This window comes from Colwellia sp. 12G3 (genome assembly GCF_002836775.1).
Lineage (GTDB): Bacteria > Pseudomonadota > Gammaproteobacteria > Enterobacterales > Alteromonadaceae > Colwellia.
In genome coordinates this window covers 86,773-108,001 of record NZ_PJAQ01000065.1, presented here as the reverse complement: position 1 = coordinate 108,001, position 21,229 = coordinate 86,773, and the positions used below count along the sequence as shown (strand labels likewise).

21 protein-coding genes are annotated in these 21,229 nt (G+C 38.7%); 17 read left to right on the top strand and 4 right to left on the bottom strand.

Going from position 1 to position 21,229, the window contains the following annotated elements; genetic code table 11:
- Positions 1-85 precede the first annotated feature (85 nt).
- Complete coding sequence (locus CXF71_RS13600; RefSeq protein WP_101233499.1) at positions 86-1,261, bottom strand: flagellar assembly protein T N-terminal domain-containing protein; 1,176 nt, start codon at positions 1,259-1,261, stop codon at positions 86-88.
- 228 nt (positions 1,262-1,489) lie between these two features.
- On the opposite strand from CXF71_RS13600, the gene CXF71_RS13595 reads away from it, so the two are divergent.
- Complete coding sequence (locus CXF71_RS13595) at positions 1,490-2,134, top strand: FlgO family outer membrane protein (RefSeq protein WP_101233498.1); 645 nt, start codon at positions 1,490-1,492, stop codon at positions 2,132-2,134.
- 93 nt (positions 2,135-2,227) lie between these two features.
- Complete coding sequence (locus CXF71_RS13590) at positions 2,228-2,695, top strand: LPP20 family lipoprotein (protein WP_101233497.1); 468 nt, start codon at positions 2,228-2,230, stop codon at positions 2,693-2,695.
- Between the two features lie 105 nt (positions 2,696-2,800).
- Here CXF71_RS13590 and flgN read toward each other — a convergent pair whose 3' ends face one another.
- The 3 genes from flgN to flgA form a co-directional block, all read right to left on the bottom strand.
- Positions 2,801-3,247, bottom strand: coding sequence for a flagellar export chaperone FlgN (flgN, locus tag CXF71_RS13585; protein WP_101233496.1), 447 nt, complete (start codon positions 3,245-3,247; stop codon positions 2,801-2,803).
- Between the two features lie 50 nt (positions 3,248-3,297).
- The gene (gene flgM / locus CXF71_RS13580) at positions 3,298-3,606 is read right to left on the bottom strand and encodes a flagellar biosynthesis anti-sigma factor FlgM (protein WP_101233495.1); all 309 of its coding nucleotides are present in this window, start codon (positions 3,604-3,606) and stop codon (positions 3,298-3,300) included.
- Between the two features lie 162 nt (positions 3,607-3,768).
- On the bottom strand, positions 3,769-4,461 hold the full coding sequence (gene flgA / locus CXF71_RS13575; RefSeq protein WP_101233494.1) for a flagellar basal body P-ring formation chaperone FlgA: 693 nt from the start codon (positions 4,459-4,461) through the stop codon (positions 3,769-3,771).
- 207 nt (positions 4,462-4,668) lie between these two features.
- Between flgA and CXF71_RS13570 the strand changes: the two genes are divergently transcribed.
- The 15 genes from CXF71_RS13570 (at position 4,669) to CXF71_RS13500 (ending at position 21,075) form a co-directional block, all read left to right on the top strand.
- Entirely contained in the window at positions 4,669-5,598 is a 930-nt protein-coding gene (locus CXF71_RS13570) for a chemotaxis protein CheV (protein WP_101233493.1), read from the top strand.
- 93 nt (positions 5,599-5,691) lie between these two features.
- Positions 5,692-6,522: a CheR family methyltransferase gene (locus tag CXF71_RS13565; protein WP_101233492.1), complete on the top strand. Its 831-nt coding sequence runs from the start codon at positions 5,692-5,694 to the stop codon at positions 6,520-6,522.
- 157 nt (positions 6,523-6,679) lie between these two features.
- Positions 6,680-7,078 carry a flagellar basal body rod protein FlgB gene (gene flgB / locus CXF71_RS13560; RefSeq protein ID WP_101233491.1) on the top strand — a complete coding sequence of 133 codons (399 nt, stop codon included), beginning with the start codon at positions 6,680-6,682 and terminating at the stop codon, positions 7,076-7,078.
- Between the two features lie 2 nt (positions 7,079-7,080).
- Complete coding sequence (flgC, locus tag CXF71_RS13555; protein ID WP_101233490.1) at positions 7,081-7,512, top strand: flagellar basal body rod protein FlgC; 432 nt, start codon at positions 7,081-7,083, stop codon at positions 7,510-7,512.
- 51 nt (positions 7,513-7,563) lie between these two features.
- Positions 7,564-8,256 (top strand): flagellar hook assembly protein FlgD, encoded by a 693-nt coding sequence (locus CXF71_RS13550; RefSeq protein ID WP_101233489.1) that lies wholly within the window; start codon positions 7,564-7,566, stop codon positions 8,254-8,256.
- Positions 8,257-8,371: 115 nt separating this feature from the next.
- Complete coding sequence (flgE, locus tag CXF71_RS13545; RefSeq protein ID WP_101233488.1) at positions 8,372-9,754, top strand: flagellar hook protein FlgE; 1,383 nt, start codon at positions 8,372-8,374, stop codon at positions 9,752-9,754.
- Positions 9,755-9,968: 214 nt separating this feature from the next.
- The gene (gene flgF / locus CXF71_RS13540) at positions 9,969-10,712 is read left to right on the top strand and encodes a flagellar basal-body rod protein FlgF (RefSeq protein WP_101233487.1); all 744 of its coding nucleotides are present in this window, start codon (positions 9,969-9,971) and stop codon (positions 10,710-10,712) included.
- Between the two features lie 78 nt (positions 10,713-10,790).
- On the top strand, positions 10,791-11,579 hold the full coding sequence (flgG, locus tag CXF71_RS13535) for a flagellar basal-body rod protein FlgG (RefSeq protein WP_101233486.1): 789 nt from the start codon (positions 10,791-10,793) through the stop codon (positions 11,577-11,579).
- A 61-nt stretch (positions 11,580-11,640) separates the two neighbouring features.
- Positions 11,641-12,381: a flagellar basal body L-ring protein FlgH gene (gene flgH, locus CXF71_RS13530; RefSeq protein ID WP_101233485.1), complete on the top strand. Its 741-nt coding sequence runs from the start codon at positions 11,641-11,643 to the stop codon at positions 12,379-12,381.
- Between the two features lie 102 nt (positions 12,382-12,483).
- A complete protein-coding gene (locus tag CXF71_RS13525) occupies positions 12,484-13,575 on the top strand; it encodes a flagellar basal body P-ring protein FlgI (RefSeq protein ID WP_101233484.1) in 1,092 nt (363 codons plus the stop codon).
- A gap of 399 nt (positions 13,576-13,974) precedes the next feature.
- Complete coding sequence (flgJ, locus tag CXF71_RS13520) at positions 13,975-15,114, top strand: flagellar assembly peptidoglycan hydrolase FlgJ (RefSeq protein ID WP_101233483.1); 1,140 nt, start codon at positions 13,975-13,977, stop codon at positions 15,112-15,114.
- Positions 15,115-15,276: 162 nt separating this feature from the next.
- Complete coding sequence (flgK, locus tag CXF71_RS13515; protein WP_101233482.1) at positions 15,277-17,277, top strand: flagellar hook-associated protein FlgK; 2,001 nt, start codon at positions 15,277-15,279, stop codon at positions 17,275-17,277.
- Between the two features lie 10 nt (positions 17,278-17,287).
- A complete protein-coding gene (flgL, locus tag CXF71_RS13510) occupies positions 17,288-18,526 on the top strand; it encodes a flagellar hook-associated protein FlgL (RefSeq protein WP_101233481.1) in 1,239 nt (412 codons plus the stop codon).
- Between the two features lie 249 nt (positions 18,527-18,775).
- Positions 18,776-20,254: a flagellin gene (locus CXF71_RS13505; protein WP_101233480.1), complete on the top strand. Its 1,479-nt coding sequence runs from the start codon at positions 18,776-18,778 to the stop codon at positions 20,252-20,254.
- A gap of 359 nt (positions 20,255-20,613) precedes the next feature.
- On the top strand, positions 20,614-21,075 hold the full coding sequence (locus CXF71_RS13500; protein WP_101233479.1) for an REP-associated tyrosine transposase: 462 nt from the start codon (positions 20,614-20,616) through the stop codon (positions 21,073-21,075).
- The last annotated feature ends 154 nt before the right edge of the window (positions 21,076-21,229 follow it).

The following is a 21,229-nucleotide window of genomic DNA, read 5'->3' as shown; positions in this document are numbered from 1 at the left end:
AACGCCGACTAAGGGGAACCTTAGTCGGCGTTTATCTTTTATAAAGCCACTTATATAAGCTTCGAACTATCTCGTTTGGTTGTTATCAGTTTTCATAGCGTACGGCTAAATCATCAATCTGAATGTTACCAAATAAGAGACCATCAGGAGTTGCTGCTGTTGCTGTTTTTCTAGTTAACTTTGTTACCTTCACTTTGTAAGGGCTTACGTTAAAGCCGGCGTAAGACTTTCCTGAATTGTTGGTAAAATGAGTTAAGTGTAATAAGCTAAATTCATCGCCTATTTTCAAGCCATGATCTCTGCCTAAGTTAATGGTAACTTGATTACCCTGAACTTGAATGATTTTACCTCTACTTGGTTCACACATGATATTTTCATCGATATCTTTTATGACTTTATCTAAGATGTTATCTATCATCATCCCATAATCACTTTGCCAAAAAGCATTACCATTGACATCAACTTTAATACGTTTTGTAAACGTCCACGGCGCTGTGTTTTGATAATCGTCTTGCCAAACTAATTCTCCATTTAAACCATTATATAGATAGAAGTTTATGGCAAAATTTCTTGGATACACACCTTGCTGCCAAAACAACCAACTATTGGTGGCTTGTTTATCGAATGAAACATTGGTTATTTCACTAAACATAATATATTGACTATCGGTACTCTCACTTAACGACTGTGTTAATTGAGATATTTCATCACTTTGTAAGCTATTATTAAGGCGAGAAAAGTCAGTTTTATTATTGAGTATGCTACTGGTTTTGGTAAAAACACTGTGTTCGTTAAGTTGTTCGCCTAGTTTACGCATAATCGCTTTATCAATTAAGTAAATCTCACCAATATTAGCTTGTTCTCTTTGAAGCAAGTGGCTACGTGTAATTAAGAGTGATTTTTTAAAGTTTACCGCAAAACATTTTCTCTCTTGTGGAAATATATCGGCACGAATTGTCACCGTAATAAGGTTATTACTATGCACTTCATCAACTAGCTCAATAGAATTGACACTGCCACTTGCTCTGATATTGATTTGATCTTTCGTTAGCAAACCATTAACCACTTGTTGAACGCTCGAAACACTGGCACCTGAGACTAGTAGTGCTTTTTTAAGGGCGTTTTCTATCGCTTTAGTGCGTGCAATTTCAACACTTGTATCATTGGTTCTAGCATGGCCTTGCGTCTCGTACCACTGGCTACAAACAGAAAAACTGCATAATAAGCTAAAGATAGTTAATTGTTTAATGAGTGTGTGCATATTCTTACGTATTCCTGTTTAGCTTTAACCCGATTGACATTACTCATATCGGGAATAGCGCTATTTTGTTAACTAACAGTGATTATGCATATTTCATGCCCTTCATCTTATCATTGAATTATCCAGTGATGATTGTTGGCTTAGAATGTGCATTGTTCTGAGTATGAAAATTAATAAAGTATTACTATCCGTTATACTTGTTAGTACTTAGTTTTGAAGGGGAACACCATGAAAAAATGGATTATACCATTGATTTTACCTGCTTTACTCTCATGTGGAGCAACTAATAATGATGGTTTTTATCAATCAACTCATATTGAAAAAGGTGAGATTGATAGCTTTGAACTACCGCGTCATGCCATTAATGACGTGGTAAAAGGTTTAGCTTATCAAATGCTAGCGAGTAGTAGCTTTGTCAATGCGAAAACTCCTGTTGCCGTGGCTTCCTTTGTCGATTTAAAGAATCTTGAAAGCACTAATTGGCTAGGGAATCAACTGGCTGAAAGTTTTGTTCATGAATTACAGCGTCATGGTTTAGTCGTTATAGATTATAAAACTACAGGGCATATTCGTGTCACCAAAGCAGGGGACTTTGTCTTTAGTCGTGACTGGCAGGAATTACCTGAACGTCAGATAATTGACTACGTTGTTTCTGGAACTATGGTTGAACAAAACGATGGTATTTTAGTGAATGCTCGTATGATAGGTATTCAGTCAAAGGTTGTTGTTGCTACCGCGCAGTCATTTATTCCGGCCTGGGTTCTGGGTGATGAGATGAGCCATAGTGAAAAAGTAAAGATGAAAGACGGTATGATTATTCGTGATAATGCTATGTTGCATAAGGATGAACGTGCTGTAATTATTCAAAATTAGTCTTATTAGACGAAATTATTACTCACCCTATTTTATTAATAAGTTGTCGATTTTCTATTAGTTTTACTAGCGATTACAATCAAAGGAGCACCTATGAATAAATCATTGGCTCGGGTTATTCTTATTTTGAGCACGCTTATTTTTACTAGCGCATGCTCCCTTATTTACGATAAGCACGTACAATGGCAAACGGTTAAACCTGACGTTTTTCCTGTGCTTTATGCTACAGGGTTTGCCCCCATCAGTATGCAAAAATCAACACATGAGACTCAGCGGATGTTAATGGCCATTAAAGCGTCAAAAATTGCCGCTTATGCCGAGCTTGCGGAGCAGGTATATGGTCAGCAAATTGCTGGTAAAGTAACCATGGCTGATTTGTTAATTGAAGAACAGCAATTAATGGCTTCAGTTCAAGGAGTTATTCGCGGTGCTAAGGTGATAAAAAGCTATCCAGTAGGAGATGTTTATACCACTGAGTTACAGTTAAACTTTGAAGATGTCTATAATATTTATCAAGCAAATCAGAATAGAAAAGAAATCAAAGAAGTGACACACTTTTAAGGAGTGTAGCTCATAACTAGCGAGTATTTATTTACAGTCGATATCAAAAAAGGCGTTTATCATAATGATGAACGCCTTTTTTGTGCTTTACAATTGTCAAAGTCGCTAGGCTTTTAGCCCTAAGCTAGAGAGTCCAGCGCTTTTTTTACCCTTCTTATCATAAGTAATTGCGTTCTTATTATGGTTTTCTAGTAGGCTCGTTTTCATACGTTCTACAGCAAGTTGAGATTGCTGAATGATTTGGCCATTTACTAGGTTTTTTTGCTGGCAATTAATTAATAAATCAGCTATTTCTGCAAGTTCTTGGGTGAGTTTTCCAGCTGCTTTCTCTTGAGCGAAACCTTGATTTTGACCAATTTCTTGATCAAGCTGTTGAATAGCTAAAAGTAAGGTGTTTTTTTCTTGACTGATCGTAAGCAGCGCTTGAGGGTCGTGCTGCTGCAATATTTGCTTTTCGTCAGCAATAATCCGCGCTAGCAAAGTTAATTGCTGATGTTGTTTTGCTACCAATTCGGTGGGAGTTAATCCCTGGTTTTTTGAGCTTGATAACATGAAGGTTTACCTTTGATTTGACTGTAAATGATTTACTTTACAGTCTATCGTTAAACAAGCTTGAATTCAAAGTTAGCAATGTTGGCCGCTAATTTTTCTGGATTAACTTTATACTCACCAGCGCTAATAGCTTTTTTCAGTTCATCAATTTTCTTTTGGTTAATAACCGGTGCATCTGCTGCTTTTTTCTGTAATTCATTAAGCTGCTTTGCTTGTGGAGTAATCGACACAGAATCTTGTCCTGAGCTTTTTACCTGAGCATTACTCGATGCCGTTTGGGCAGACTGCTGCTTTATTTGATTTTGTTGAGTGTGTTTAACTTGATTGCTTGCATTCAAGTTGTTGATATTTATAGCCATAATTTCATCCTTTAGCAATGAAATGATATTTCAAAAAGTTCTAGTATCTTGTTATCGACCATTACGGTAGAAACTTTAGCTAAAAATAGATTAAAATATAAATAAAATCTTGCGGAGGTTAACTCTCAAGTTCTTTGTTAACTTCGTTTATGTATATTTTCATTATAGATTAATTACTACTTGGTTAATAGTTTTGACTCGAGGGGTAATTATTTTATTAGAACGTGAGTTTTTTACTCTAATTTGTTCATTAATATTACCTGAACTTAAAGCGACTCCTCGAGCTTTGATACTAAAAGTACTTGATGATGCGATGATGGTTACGAAATCTCCTTTGCATATTAAGCAGATACTGCTTTTACTGATGGTTCTACCTTTTGCAATTCGTTTTTCAGCTTTAGCACCAAAAACAATATTTATATCCGTTAACTTATCACCTCGAATCCTGTTGATTGGGATATAAGCTAACTCAATATTACTGTCGTCAAGTTTTTCCCCTTTACTAATTGTACTTTTTGCAATTAAAACTGCTTTAGTTATTTCAATTTTTGCCGATAAATATATTTTCCATGATATTGATTCATCACAACTAATTTTTATATTTACATTTCTCGTACTACTTTTTTCAGGTATATTTGCAGTAAGCGGAATTTTACAGGGATTAATACTAATTCTAGGGTCTAAATGTGCAACAGAAATTCGTACATTTTCTTCTTCGGTTGAAGGAAACTGCTCTGTTAAATAAGCCTTTGCAAAATGTTCTATAAAAGCACTATCTAGCTCAGTTGCATTAGCAATTGTTTGCTTAATGAACAATAAGAATAAAAAAGTAAAAAAAAGTTTGGTTAGGCGCATATATTTTGTTATCTATCTTTAAGTAAATGCAAATAGTCGTCTATGCTTAACCTAAGTCAGCAATGTGAAATGAGGTTAAATCATGCGTCAATTTTCAGACGCTTAGTGTGATTATCAACTCGATATCTTAAATACAATTCAAGAATTGTGCCTTATGTGTTTATTAGGTTAAACATAATAAATGGTACGGTCTTACATGAGGTTCATATGGCAGGCATACTCGATTCAGTAAACCAGCGTACACAACTTGTTGGTGAAAATAGGTTGGAATTGTTACTTTTCAAACTTAATGGTACACAACGATTTGGCATTAATGTTTTTAAAGTTCGTGAAGTCATGCCATGTCCGCGTTTAACGATACTACCTAAACAAGATGCCTTTATAAAAGGGGTTGCACATATTCGTGGGCAAACCATCTCGGTTATTGATTTAAGTAAATCTACAGGCGGGCCGGCAATTGAGCAAACAGCAGAGAGTTATATTATCATTGCTGAATATAACCGAAGTGTGCAAGGCTTTCTTGTTGCTGGTGTTGAACGAATAGTAACGCTAAGTTGGGCTGATGTTATGCCACCGCCTGAAGGTGCTGGTAAATCTAGCTACTTAACCGCGGTGACTGAAATAGACGGTCAGATGGTATCAATATTAGATGTTGAGAAAATTTTAAATGAAATTAGTCCTGTCTCAACGGAATTAAGTGAAGATATCATTGATGTCTCTGTCGGTGAAAGCCTAGGGGATAAGCTTGTCATGATTGCAGATGATTCCACCGTAGCAAGAAATCAAGTAAGAAGAGCACTAGAGCCATTAGGCATTAATATGGTTTTAGCTAAAAATGGTCGAGATGCCTTAGAGCAATTATTGGCCATTGAAGCGACTTGTGAAAATAGTATCACTGAAAAAGTCGCATTAATGATCTCTGATATCGAAATGCCCGAAATGGATGGCTATACCCTAACTGCTGAAGTGAAAGGAAATCCTCGCATGTCAAAAATGCCTATCATTTTACACACATCGTTAAGTGGCGTTTTTAATAATGCAATGGTTGAAAAAGTTGGTGCCGAAGATTTTATACCTAAATTTCATCCTGATGAGCTCGCAACAGCTGTGAAGAAATGGTTAAAAATAGAAGATTAATTCTTCCTCTATTTGAATAGCCATTATAGTGAATTAATGGCGACCTCCATTTTAAAGGAGGGTTAAATAATTTTAAATAAATAGGAAGTTATAGTGTCAGCAAGAGAACTTGATGAAAAAAGTTACAATCAATTTAGAATATTCCTAGAGCAGCAATGTGGCATAGTACTGGGTGATAAAAAGCAGTATTTAGTTAAAAGCCGATTAGCTCCCTTGATGGCTAAATTTGAACTAAGTTCCTTGAGTGAATTAGTTAATCGTACGCTTGCTCCGGTTGAGCGGCAAATGCGTGCCGCTGTAATAGATGCCATGACCACAAATGAAACGTTATGGTTTCGTGATGACTACCCTTTCAAGTTACTTCAAAGTAAGTTGCTACCTGATTTTGCTAATCGTAAAACGCCAGTAAAAATTTGGTCTGCGGCAAGTTCTTCAGGTCAAGAACCATATTCTATCGCTATGTCAGTATTAGAATACCAACAAAAAAATCCGGGTGCCTTTCCACGTGGTGTGCAAGTTATCGGCACTGATATATCCACGACTATGCTAGAACATTGTAAATATGGACATTATGACAATCTAGCGCTTGCTCGAGGCTTATCTGCGGAGCGTAAGCAGCGGTTTTTTGAAGCGGGTGACAATGGTATGTTGAAGATAAAAGACCAAGTAAAGCAAATGGTCAGCTTTAGACCGCTAAATTTACTTAATAGCTATAGTTTAATGGGGCGCTTCGATATTGTTTTTTGTCGTAATGTTTTAATTTATTTCTCTCCAGAGATAAAAACGCAAATAATTAGTCAAATTCATGGCGTATTAAATAATGATGGCTATTTATTTTTAGGCGCTTCAGAATCCTTATCAGGCATAAACCAAGATTTTAATATGTTACGCTGTAACCCCGGTATTGTTTATCAGAAAAAATAATTTAATCCCTCCTAAGCTAACAGCTACTTTTACTTGCTGTTAGCTATTTTATTTATTATCCCCCGATTGCCATCTCACCCTTTTTCCTTTCTTATGTAATTAACTGGCATAAATATTGTATACCTTTTAGCTAAACGTAAATCATTGTGAGGCTATTATGGCTATAGGTTTTGATAAAGGCTTTCAACTGCATACGCAGGGCATGCTTATCCGTTCTCAACGTTCAGAAGTTATTGCCAGTAATATTGCCAATGCAGATACGCCGGGTTACAAAGCTAAAGGACTAGACTTTAAGCAAGCATTCGCACAAGCAGCATCTAAGCAGCAAATGGGTATGTCGCGTACTAATGATAAACACTTTGATGTACGAACCCAGTTAAATAATTCCGTAGATTTTCGTGTGCCAAATCAACCTGATACAGGTGATGGTAATACGGTTGACGTACAAGTTGAACGAAACTTGTTCCTAAAAAACTCAATGGAATATCAAGCAAGTATTCAGTTTCTTGATGGAAAAATTAAAGCCATGAAGAAAGTTATCAGCGGAGGTCAATAATTATGAGTCTTTTTAACGTATTTGATATTACCGGTAGTGGTATGAGCGCACAATCAGTGCGCCTAAATACTACCGCGAGTAATATTGCCAATGCTGATAGTGTTAGTAGCAGTGCCGATCAAACTTACCGTGCTAGGCATCCTGTTTTTGCCGCTGCTATGCAAGAAGCTGCCGCAGGGCAGGGTTCAAATGATGGCAGTGGGGTTGGAGTTAGTGTCTTAGGTATTGTTGAAAGTGATAAACCATTGAATGTGGAATATGCACCTAGTCACCCAATGGCAGATAAAGATGGCTATATCTATAAGCCTAATGTCAATGTTATTGAGGAAATGACCAACATGATTTCTGCATCGCGTTCGTATCAAACGAATGTTCAGTTAGCTGAGTCAGCTAAAAATATGTTGAATAAAACCTTACAGTTAGGACAAAGATAATGGGCAACATTAATATGTCGTTTAGCTTATTGCGTAATGTAGGAGTTGATAATGGAAACAGTTAAAGGCACTAATCCCTTAGAGGGTATTCGTTGGCAAAAAGAAGAGTACAAAGTTGCTGAGCAAGATAAAGGTATGCTCACACAAGCTGACTTTTTTGCGCTACTGACTAAAGAACTGTCGAATCAAGACCCAACTAAGCCGGTTGATAATAATGAAATGATCTCGCAAATGACAGCCTTCTCCACTACTGATGGCGTTCAAAAGCTAAATGATCAATTCAACAACTTTGCAACTTCAATGACTTCTAGCCAAGCATTACAAGCATCTTCTTTGGTTGGACGAAGTGTTCTCGTTGAAGACAATGTATTTGGTATGTCAGAAGGTGAAGCGGTTAAAGGCAAGTTAGTCTCAGACAAAGCGGCTAGTAACGTCAATATCTATGTTGAAAATATTGCCGGTGAAGTGATTCAAACTGTTCCTGTAGGAAGTGTTGCTGCCGGAGGATTTACTTTTACCTGGGACGGACAAACAGCTAAGGGCGAACCCGCTGCAGAAGGTGCATATCGCTTCCGCATTGTTGGTTTAGTCGAGGGGGAAGCATCAGAAATAGAAGCCCAGACTTATCGGAAAGTAGACAGTGTTACCTTAGCTGGTTCAGGTGGCAATATAGTGCTTAACCTTAACGGTGGCAGTTCTATGGCACTAGCTGATGTAGTTGAAGTATCTGAAGGCGATACTTAAGTATTTTAGTAAAAGTAAGTAAGTAGAAATTATTGGCTGTACCTGACAGAGCTAACATAAATATTATGCAGAACAGGTGTTAAGCAAAGTAACGAATTTTTAAGAGGATTAAAATATGTCATTTAATATTGCATTAAGCGGTTTAAACGCGGCACAAAAAGATTTAGATGTATCATCAAATAATATTGCCAACGTCAATACGGTTGGTTTTAAAGAGTCTCGAGCTGAATTTGTTGATGTTTATGCTGCATCTTTACTGGCATCGGGTAAAACTAAAGTAGGCGATGGTGTATTAACTGCCGATGTTGCTCAGCAATTTTCTCAAGGTAGTATTCAATTTACCAATAACGCGCTTGATTTAGCCATTACCGGTAATGGCTTTTTTGCCACGGTACCCGAGCTCGACTCGTTAGAAACTTCCTATACACGCGCAGGTCAATTTAAACTGAATGCCGACAACTTTGTTGTTAATTCACAAGGTGGCCATCTGTTGGGCTTTCCGGTTAACCCTGATGGCTCATCCGCTTCGGTTAGTTTAAGTACCGCCGAGCCTATTCGTATACCAACAGCATCTGGCGCACCAACAAAAACAAGTTCAGTAGATGTGCGAATGAACTTACCCGCAGGGGATAGTTATAACGCTGGAGCACCCGGTAATTTTGATCCCAATGATCCACTTACCTTTAATAACTCTACTTCAGTAACCATTTTTGACTCATTAGGCGACAGTCATGTAATGACTTACTTTTTTGTCAAAGATGATCCTACCACTAACCCTAATGAGTGGATGTTGTTTGCAGCAGTAGACGGTAAAGTTATCGATTTAGAAGATCCTAACGGTACTGCTGTAGCTGATGGACGTGTTGGCGGTAGTGTTTCCGGCCCATTACAAGCAACAGGCGGTGTTATTGGGGCACGTTTAGTTTTTAACGCTTCAGGTGACTTTATTTCTCAGCTTCCCCCATTAGCAAATGGCGGTATAGTTACAGTACCCTTTACCAATCATTTACCCAATGGTGCAGATAATACACAATCAGTACAAATTGATTTTAATCTAGATCCAACAGCACCTAACCCGAATGAACCAACCCAGTTTGCGTCAAACTTTGAAGTAACGGCTTTAAATCAAGATGGTTTAGCGGTAGGGCGATTAACGGGTATTGATATTGGAGTTGATGGCTTAGTACGCGCAACTTATAGTAATGGCACTTCACAGCCCCTAGCACGTATTGCCATGGTAAATTTTGCTAACGAACAGGGGTTATCACAAGTCGGCAGTACCAACTGGAAGGAGAGTATTGTTTCTGGTGAAGCACTTGCAGGTGAAGGTGGCTCAGGCACTTTTGGTACCATTAACTCTTCAGCATTAGAGCAATCTAATGTTAACTTGACCACAGAGTTAATTGATTTGATTTCCGCGCAGCGAAACTTTCAGGCTAACTCGAGAGCATTAGAAGTTGATAACCAACTAAACCAAACCATCTTGCAAATTAGATAATTTATAAATGATTCGATAGCAAACTAAAGTTGTTGTTACTTCAATCATAAAAGCTGTTAGTACTAAGTATATTTTACTTTGCTAGCAGTTTTTTTTGTCACTAAATCCTACCTAAGTAATTTGTTCCAATCCCCACGTAAAGCAACGTTTTTATTATAAATGGCACTCTATTTGCATTTACTCTGTATAACCTTTTATTTTTTGGAAATACATTATGGATAAGTTGCTTTATATCGCCATGAGTGGCGCTAAACAAAACATGCAAGCCTTATCAATTAATGCCAACAACTTGGCGAATGCTAAAACAACAGGCTTTAAAGCTGATTTAGCGCAAGCGCGAAGTATGCAAGCATTTGGTGAGGGGCAATCTTCACGTGTTTTTTCAATGACAGAACGTGCTAGCCAAAATTTTGACTCAGGATCTATTCTCACTACCGGTCGTTCATTAGATATGGCGATTGAAGGTGAGGGATTCTTTGCTGTTCAAGCTGAAGATGGCCAAGAAGCTTATACCCGCGGCGGTCACTTTCGCTTAACCGAAACCGGCGCGTTAGAAACCAATGATGGTGAATTAGTTATTGGTGAAGATGGCCCCATTATTTTGCCACTACCGGTTAATAACATTCAAATTGGTCGTGATGGCACCATCATGGTACAGCCAGAAGGAGCACCTAGTAGCGTGCAAGAAGAAGTCGGCCGTATCAAAATGGTCAACCCTGATACCCGTCTTGTTGAAAAAGGCAACGATGGTCTTTTTCGCGCCAAAAATGGTGGGCAATTACTTGCCGATATTAATGTCAATGTTCTTGGCGGATCACTCGAATCGAGTAATGTAAACCCCATTAGTGAAATGACAGAAATGATTGCCTTACAGCGTCAGTTTGAAATGCAATTAAAAATGATGAAGACTGCGGAAGAAATTGATACAAGCGCAGCTTCCCTATTACGTGCTTTCTAAGCATAGCAAACTATCAGTAATGATTAGATTAACTCAACTTAATTTAGTTAGTCGTTACTACACAATCAGAGGTGATGTATGAACCCAGCATTATGGATAAGTAAAACCGGCTTAGATGCGCAAAATAAAGATATTGCGGTAATTTCTAACAACCTGGCAAACGCCAGTACTATTGGCTTTAAGAAAAGCCGAGCGGTATTTGAAGATTTACTTTATCAAAATATTAATCAGCCAGGTGGCAGAACCGCGCAAGATACTGAAGCTCCTTCAGGATTAATGTTAGGCGCTGGTACCAAAGTTGTCGCGACACAAAAAATTCATACCCAAGGTGACATGATTACCACAGACAACGCGCTTGACTTAATGATTCAAGGTGAAGGTTTTTTTGAAATACAGATGCCTGATGGTAGTTCTGCTTATAGTCGCAATGGTCAATTTACCATGGATGATGAGGGCAACATGGTTACTCCGGGCGCTGGTTATATGATTCAGCCGCAAGTCACTATTCCGCAAGATGCATTAAGCATTATAGTTTCTCAAGATGGTGAGGTGTCAGTGACACTTCAAGGTCAAGCTGATCCTGCGGTTGTTGGTCAAATCAACCTAATCAACTTTGTTAACCCGACAGGCCTTCAACCAATAGGACAAAACCTATACACAGAAACTGCGGTAAGTGGAGCGCCACAAGAAGGGGTTCCTGGCCTTGAAGGTTACGGTATGTTGGTACAAGGCGCGCTTGAAACCTCAAACGTAAATACCACTGAGGAATTGGTGAACTTAATTGAAAGTCAGCGTGTTTATGAAATGAATTCGAAAGTGATTTCAGCTGTTGATGAAATGTTGAGTTATATCAACCAGCAGCTTTAGTAAATAATTATTATTTCAGTAAAAATTTATATAAAAGTTTAAAGAATAAATGGAGGCAGAGATGAAAAGTATATATAGGTTAAATCGACTTAAGTTAAGCATAGCTAAGCTTCGTATCGTTAAGTTACTTACCATTAGTTTACTCATCGCTGTTACTACGGCATGTAGTAATACCGTAGAGTTAAGTAAAGCACTACCCAATGATCCCGATTTTGCGCCGATAATGCCTGAAGAAGAAGAAGAGCGAATTGTGCCATCGGGTTCATTGTTTAAGCCGCATTATGTTAATAACATTTATTCAGATTCTAAAGCGCATCGTGTAGGCGATATTATCTCTGTTATCTTGAGTGAAAAAACTCAAGCGAAGAAAAATGCTAAAACTGAATTGAAAAAAGAAAATGCAACTAATTTGGATGCTGTAACCGGTTTAGGTGGCGTTCCTGTAACCATTGGAGGCGAGTCATTACAGTTTGGTATCAGCCAAGATTCAAACTTTAAAGGTGATGCTAAAGCGGATCAAGGTAATAGCTTAAGCGGTAATATTTCAGTGCACGTTCTGAGAGTATTACCCAATGGTAATTTAATGATCCGTGGTGAAAAATGGTTAACGTTAAACAATGGTGATGAATATATTCGTTTAACAGGTGTTATTCGTTCAAAAGATATTAATTCCAATAACACTATTTTATCTAACAAAGTTGCTAACGCCCGCATTCAATATGCAGGTACCGGTAGCTTTGCTGATGCCAATGAACAAGGTTGGTTGGTTAAGTTTTTCAATAGCACTTGGTGGCCATTTTAGTGGATGTACTATTTAGATATATTTCTTCCTATGTTGTTTAAGGCTTTAGGTTAAGGTCTTGTTTTAAGGTTTTTTTAGAATATTGTTTTAAGGTACTAAAATATGAAAGCTATAATAAATACATTTATCTTTTTCTCTTTACTCGCTTCATTGTCAGTGAATGCTCAGCGAATTAAAGATTTAGCTGATGTTGCGGGTGTACGCTCAAACCAATTAGTGGGTTATGGTTTAGTCGTCGGGTTACCGGGTACTGGTGAGCAAAGCCCATTTACCGAGCAAAGCTTTAAAACTATGTTAAGTAACTTCGGTATCACCATGCCGGATAATTTAAAGCCTAAAATAAAGAACGTTGCCGCAGTAGCTGTTCATGCAGAATTAGGCGCCTTTACTAAACCAGGTCAAACTATTGATGTTACCGTTTCTAGTATGGGGAGTGCTCAAAGTTTACGGGGAGGCACTTTAATACAAACTATTTTAATGGGTATTGATGGTAATGCTTATGCCGTAGCGCAAGGTTCTTTAATCGTTAGTGGCTTAGGTGCACAAGGCTTAGATGGCTCTCAAGTGTTAGTTAATATTCCAACGGTTGGTCGTATCGCTAATGGTGGTATTGTTGAACGAGAAGTCAAATCACCTTTTTCCACCGGTGATCATATTACCTTTAATTTGCATCAGTCTGATTTTACTACCGCGAAACTTTTATCAGATACCATTAATGAACTTATTGCAGGCTCAGCCAAAGCAATTGATGCAACTTCTGTACGAGTTAACGCTCCGCGTGATATCAGCGACCGAGTCAGTTTTTTATCCGTACTTGAGAACCTTGAGTTTGAACCCGCATCTCCCTCAGCTAAGATTATTGTTAATTCACGTACGGGTACTATTGTCATCGGCTCAGAAGTAACATTACTTGCCGCAGCCATTACCCATGGTGGTATTACCGTTACCATTAACGAAGTTCAAGATGTCTCGCAGCCTAATGCATTTGCTGAAGGTGAAACGGTAGTAACCAATCAATCAGCGGTCAATGTTAGTAATACAGATGCCCGTATGTTTGTTTTCAAACCAGGTGTTACGCTAGAAACTCTCGTTAGAGCAATTAATGAAGTGGGCGCAGGCCCGGGTGATGTGATGGCTATTTTAGAGGCATTAGATCAAGCGGGTGCGATACGAGGCGAATTGGTCATCATCTAATTTTAACTATTTATCTTGCCGTTGTATGAATCAATTAAGGCGTCAAAAGTACTCACTGACTAACGCCAGCTCCGTGCTATTTCCTTTAACTTGAACCATATAGCTTAAAGCTAAACAGTTAATAGTTAAATAAGTAAATATTGACCACGCTACAGAAAATAAATAGTAAAAGAACAACAAAGACAACGTTAGGTTTTTAATAAACAGTAATACCAAATGAATTAAAGAATTGATCAAAATTCAATGAGGATAAATATTCAAGTTCAAGGCGCGTGATTGAGCAATAGCTAGCTATTGGGATTGAGCGCAACGCAGAAATTGGGTGTTTAGACCATTTGAAGATGATGTATTCATTATTTCAATTGGTATAAATCATTCTATTTTTAGGTAAGTGAAATTATGGATATCAATTCAAGCCAAAAACAAAATTTTGATCAAGCGCGTAATGCCCTTGATCTTAATGGTTTAAATGATATTCGTCAGCAATCACGTGCAGGAGATGGCGAGGCTAAAAAGGAAGCTTTACAAGAAGCAGCTCAGCAGTTTGAAGCTATCTTTATGAAAATGTTACTGTCGAGTATGCGTAAAGCACAAGAAGTTCTTGAATCAGACAGCCCATTTAACTCGCAATCAACCAAATTCTATCGTGATATGCATGACCAACAAATGGCCGTCGAGCTATCTTCTAATGGCTCTCTCGGGTTAACTGATTTAATTGTTAGGCAACTTGGCGGTGATAGCGGCAACTTTAAACCAAGCTCAGTGTTGCGTAATGATGGAAATTTGACGGTAACAGAGAGTGTTAATGCTAGCGATGATAAAGTAAGTAAAGCCAAGAAAGACAATCAACATAACTCCTTAATAGAAAAAATGCTGGCGGATAAAAGTAAAATTAAGCCAGATATTGATATTCCTTTTGCAGGCAGTTATCAAGCTCAAAATATTACCAGTAATCAAGTGAGCAATGCCGCAAGTCAATTTGTTATCCGTGACGTGGACAAAAGAACAAATAAAGTTAATAACCAATCACAAAGCGTCAATAATTCAGCACCTTTATCAAATCACAACTTTAATGAACCTAAAGATTTTGTCACCGCTTTAATTGAACCCGCCCAAAAAGTTCAAAAAACCTTAGGTGTTCCTTTTCAAGTGGTTATTGCCCAAGCGGCACTTGAAACCGGTTGGGGACAAAAAATGATTAAAGATAAAGAGGGGGCAAGTTCAAATAACCTCTTTAACATTAAAGCCGATTCTCGCTGGGCTGGCGATAAAATAACTAAAGATACTTTAGAGTTTGAACAGGGCGCTATGATTAAAAAATCGGAACCTTTTAGAACCTATCAATCACTGAGCGACAGTGTCGATGACTACATAAACTTCCTATCAACTAGCGAACGCTACCAAGAAGCATTGCAAGACTCAGGCAATGTGGAACACTTCCTGCAAGGTTTACAAAAAGCAGGTTATGCAACCGATCCTCAATATGCCGATAAAATTCTTGGCACATTGAAAACAGTTACTAACCTGCTAGCCAAATAAATAAAACAAATAAATTAGGGAAGGGTACCCCACAAGACAAGTATAAATTCATTTATAGCTGCTCTTGCTGCAACCTTTCAAAAAACATTATTTATAACAGGTCATATCGCTGTATTTACGCTTGCGCTTATCTCAGCCCACCTTGTTATAGGAGACAATATTATGACAGTAAGTTTGTACCAAACCGGTGTGAGTGGCTTATTAGCCGCTCAGCAGCAGCTGGCAACAACAGGTCATAACATTGCTAACGTTAATACTGACGGTTATACCCGTCAACGCGCAGAACAAAATGCCTCTGTGGGTCTTAATAATGGTAATAACTACATAGGTGCGGGCACCTATATTCAAGATATTACGCGCTTGTACGACCAATTCTCCCACAAAGAGCAGCTACTTAATCAAAGTAATTTAGGTAATGCTGACTTTCTGCATGCCAGTTTAACGCAGCTTGACCAAGTGATGGCTACTGCGGGTAATGCCGTTGTCGGTTCATTAGATAATTTTTACCAAGCACTACATGGGGTTGCTGATAATCCCAATGATTCAGGCTTACGTAGCATAGTGCTTAACCAAGCGAATATTCTCAGTAATGACTTTAATGAGTTAACCAGTAACTTTGACAATATGACCAAAGCGGTCAATGGTGAAATAGAACAAGTCGTCAGTAAAATATCTGAAATATCAAAAGAATTGGCCAAAATCAATGAAACTATTATGCAATCAAATGGCACGCTACAAACAGGGCAGCCAAATGATTTACTTGATAAGCGCGACCAACTAATTGGTGAGCTAAGTAAGTTTACCCGTGTTTCTACAGTAGAAGATAGTAATGGTGTGTTAACGGTAATGATTGGGCAAGGCACTACGTTAGTTGCCGGCATAACCCCGCTAACATTACAAGTTAGTTCGGGTGATCCAGATACAACACAAACAGAGTTAAGGTTAGTCAGTGGTAGCAGTAGCGTTGCGATAAACGGTACAAAGCTAGGTGGTTCGTTAGCGGCAAGTTTTGAATTTAGAGATAAGCATTTAAGCCAAACCCGTACTGAAATTGATCGGTTGGCGATGGCAATATCCTCTACGCTAAACGATAGCCAAGCCAGTGGCTTAGATTTGAATGGCTTACAAGGTAGCAATATATTTACTGATATTAACACCACGCAATTACAGCAAGGCCGAGTATTAGCGCATTCATCTAATTCAGCCACTATACAAACACAAGTTACTATAACAGATGTGTCTAAGTTACCAACTGATGAGTTTGAAGTACGTTTTGATGGTACAGATTTTACACTGCATAACTTAACGTCAGGTGCAAGTGAGAACTTAGGTCCACCAACATTACCTTCTGGCACCACCACTCATACACCTACATCACCTGATTATGGTTTTTCATTTGTTGAGACAAATGGAGCCTCACTTCAAGCGGGTGATACCTTTAGCATTGTGCCCACAAAAAACAGTGCAGCACTGATGAAGGCAACATTAACCGATGGTAATGCTATTGCAGCAAGTACTGCCGTTGCGGTGACTCCATCCGCGAATAATGTTAGTAATGGAAAAATAGAAATAACCAGTGTTACCGATCCCGCAGCAGCACGAGGTTATGATGTCACCGTTGATGTCTATGAAAGTGCCTCTGGTATATTTAGCTATCGTGTTTATAACACCACTACACCACCACCAGCACCAACTATAGCGGCAGGCTCTTATGCCTCAGGGGCAAGTGCTGTGATTGATATTCCTGCAGGTACGCCTGATTTTCAAATTGAAATTAGTGGCGATTTAGTTGGCTCTGGTACTAATGCTCGTGAAACCTTTACCTTAGGAGATGCCTTTGGTGTTGGTAACGGTAATCATGCTGTTGCCATGGCAAAAACTCAAGAGATTGGTGTAACCAACGGCGGCAAAGAAACCTTTAGTAAAAGCTTAGCGGTTTCTACCTCCGTGGTGGGTTCAAAAGCAAGTAATGCCAATTTAACTGCAGATACAGCGCAAGCATTGTTTACTCAAGCCTATAACCGAAATCAATCTACATCAGGGGTCAATCTAGATGAAGAAGCGGCAAATCTTTTGAAGTATCAACAAGCTTATCAGGCGGCTTCTCAAATTATATCTACCGCCAATACACTTTTTGACACCATTTTAGCCGCAGTGAGATAAGGAGCTTTTTATGCGCGTATCTACCTCTCAGTTTTATTTACAAAGTGCTCAACAAATGAGTCAAAAAAGCTCTGAAGTGAATGAGCAAATGGCTTACCTATCTAGTGGTAAAAGGGTATTAACCGCTAAAGATGATGCCGTATCTTTTGGCACGTTGGCGGGCTATAAAGATGGTTTAGCTAATATCGAAAAATATAAGCGTAATATTACCCAAGCTGAAAGTCATAATAACTTGCAAGAAGTTGTTTTTGCTAATGCAGAAAATATTTTAAATAATATTAAAGAACACATGATACAAGCAAATAACGGTGCGATGACATCTGAAGACTTACAAGCAATAGCTAAACAGACTAGAAATAACCTTGAACACTTAATTGATATGGCTAATAGTCAAAATGAAAATGGTGATTATATTTTTTCGGGCTTTCAAACCGAACAGCAGCCTTTTAGTCAACAAGTTGACGGTACTGTTTCTTATAGCGGCGATACAGGCGTTAGAGAGTTACAAATAGCTAAAAATATAAAAATACCCACCAGTCAATCTGGCGATGCTGCTTTTATGAAAGTAGATAATACTATTGGGGACTTTAGTGTCAATTATCCCCCGACAGCCACTATCCTTAATGCTAACACCTCTGGTGTTGCAGTTGAAAGTGCCAATGTAACCGACAGAAATGCATACAATACAAGTGCAGGTCCTCATACTTTTACTACGGACCCAATTACTAATGATTTAACGGTTACAGACAGTACTAACGCTACTGTTTTCCCATTACCGCCAGCATTTCCTGCTCCTTATGTGGCAGGAGAAACTATTTCCTTTGACGGCATTGACGTTACTTTAAGCGGCAATCCATTGCCGGGTGAGAGCTTTACTCTTAATGAACAGGCCAATATTAGTATATTTGATACTATTAATGATGCGCTTACTTGGTTGGAAAAAGGTTCTGTTTCAACCAATACAGAGCAACACCAAGTAGATTACAACACTTTACTTGATCAACTCAACTCTTCCACGTCTCACATAACCTCAAGACGAGTCGATGCTGGTATTCGCTTACAAGTACTTGAAAGTCAGGAGAGTAGGCACCTTGATTCAGAGTTAAGTCTAACTTCAGGAAAATCAAATATTGAAGATTTAGATTTTGCCAAAGCCATTTCAGAATTTGAGCAATCAAAAATGGCCTTGCAAGCGTCACAGCAGACATTTAGTAAGGTGCAAGGTTTAAGCTTATTAAATTATATATAACCAAATACGTGCACTTTTTTAAAGTGGCATTATTTATGCTTTGAATAGTAAGTAATAACAAAAAACAACAAAATGATGTCGGTAAACTTTAACTAGAAATTAAATACCCCGACCGTTTTTTATTAGTAAAAGAGCAGAGGCTTGCTTACCAAGCTTCTAATAACCAAGCGTTAACGTCCGGTTTATGGACAACGCTACATCAACACATAAACAGACGTTAACACCAGTTAGCACATTAGGAGTTTTATCATGGCTTTATCAGTAGTCACTAACGTTTCATCACTAAATGCACAACGTAATTTAACAAAATCAGGTGAAGGGCTTGCTACATCAATGCAACGTTTGTCATCAGGTATGCGAATCAACAGCGCCAAAGACGATGCTGCAGGTTTACAAATATCTAACCGCTTAACCTCGCAAATAAATGGTTTAGCAGTAGCGCAACGAAATGCCAACGATGGTATTTCAATGGCGCAAACAGCTGAGGGGGCAATGCAAGCCTCTACCGACATTCTCCAACGTATGCGAGAGTTAGCTCTGCAATCTGCTAACGGCTCAAACTCTGCTGAAGACCGTAGCGCTTTGCAGAAAGAAGTGGCAGCATTGCAGGAGGAGTTAACGCGTATTGCCGAGACAACATCGTTTGGTGGTCAAAAACTACTAGATGGTACCTTTGGTTCGAAGGCTTTCCAAGTGGGTGCAAATGCCAACGAAACCATTGATATGACAATGAATAATATTGCTGCCGATTCAATGGGTAGTGAGATATATGATACTGCTGGAGGTAAAGCAGGTTCAGTAATAACTGGAGCTATTGGCGCTAATACGATTGTGGCCGACGCTCTTATGGTTATTTCTGGTGGTGGTAATTCTACGCAAGCTGGAGATATCGATTTCGCCCAGCATGCAGACTCGGCTACTATTGCACAAGAGATCAATGTAGCAACCTCTTCAAGTGGTGTGGCAGTTAAGGCTGAAGTGCAAAATTCAGTAACTTTGGACAGTTTTAGTGCAGGTACAGCAGGTAATGGTGTCCGCTTAACCATTGAAGGTACAGCTATAGATGTTACTAGTTTTAGTAATACAGATTTAAGTAAACTAGTTAGTGCTATAAATGAAGAGTCAGCGACAACAGGTGTAACTGCCACTATTAATGAGAATGACCCTTCATCACTTACTTTAAGTGCAGATAAAGATATTGATTTAGCGTTTGGTGAAATTGTAGGCACTGTAGCTGTTGCTACTATGAATATCACAGGTCAGGAAGGAACTACGCCAGTAACTACTGGTGAGGCTGTAGCTAATTATATTGCTGTTGGTGAAATTAAGTTAACAAGTAGTGATTCATTTAGCTTTTCAGGGGCTACTAGTACAGATGTTTTTGCAGTCGCGGGTGCTAGCTCGTCCCTAGATAGCATTGCGAATGTTGATTTATCAACGCAAGACGGCTCTCAAAGCGCTATTGACGTTATTGATGCGGCGTTAGCAACTATTGATGATAGTCGTGCTAGTTTAGGTGCTATTCAGAACCGTTTTGGTCATACTATTAGTAACTTAGCAAACATCCAAGAAAATGTGTCGGCGTCACGTAGTCGAATTCAAGATACCGATTTTGCGGTAGAAACGGCAGTGATGACGAAGAACCAAATATTGCAACAAGCAGGTACATCAATTCTAGCGCAAGCTAATCAAATACCACAAGCAGCGATTAGCTTGATTGGTGGTTAGTTTTAACCGTTAGTAATATCGTTAACCATATTATTGTGGTTAATATTAAAAACCGAATGTAAGTTCGGTTTTTTGTTTTTAAACTTGTATGTTTGACGCTTTGCAGATTGTAGAGGCGACTGTAGGGGCGACTTCAGTCGCTTAACCTAACCCCCCCGCACCAACCACCTCTGCATTATGTTGCATCTATCGTTGGGCGAATAAATTCGCCCCTACATGCGATGGTGGCAGCAAGGTTAAATATCGCCGGAAAGCACTGTAGGGTTGAAGAGACCGTAGAGGCGACTTTAGTCGCCTATTATTAAAACAACAATTATTTGACTACAATAAAATAACACTACATCAAAAGGATTTTGATTATGTCACGCAACAACCTTATCAAAGGACGAACCTCCCTCAAACATCATGTGTACCACGTCACAACATGCACTCAAAATCGTCAACCACTCTTCAATGACTTCCAATGTGCTCGCCTGTTAATCAATGAAATGAAAAACTTAACTGACCAACATGAAATTGAATCTATTACCTGGGTGATTATGCCTGACCATTTACATTGGTTATTTCAATTAACGTCAGAAAATAGCTTGTCTAAAGTTATTCAAACGTTAAAAGGGCGAAGCGCTAGAGTTATAAATCAGCATGATGAGGGAATGGGATTTTCATGGCAACGAGGTTTTTATGATCACGCTATTAGAACGGAAGAAAGTTTATTAGCGGTATCACGTTATATTGTTGCTAATCCATTAAGGGCTAGGTTAGTTGCGAACGTAGGTGATTATCCATTTTGGGATTCAGTGTATTTGCATGGTGATGAGTGATTTGAGTTGATTTCGTAGAGGGGAGGGACGTAGAGGCGACTTCAGTCGCCTAATCACGTACCCGATCCAATCACCTCTATATTTTGATACATCTATATTCAGGCGAATAAATTAGCCCCTACGTTCGGTGTAGTTAATAATGTTTATACTCTTG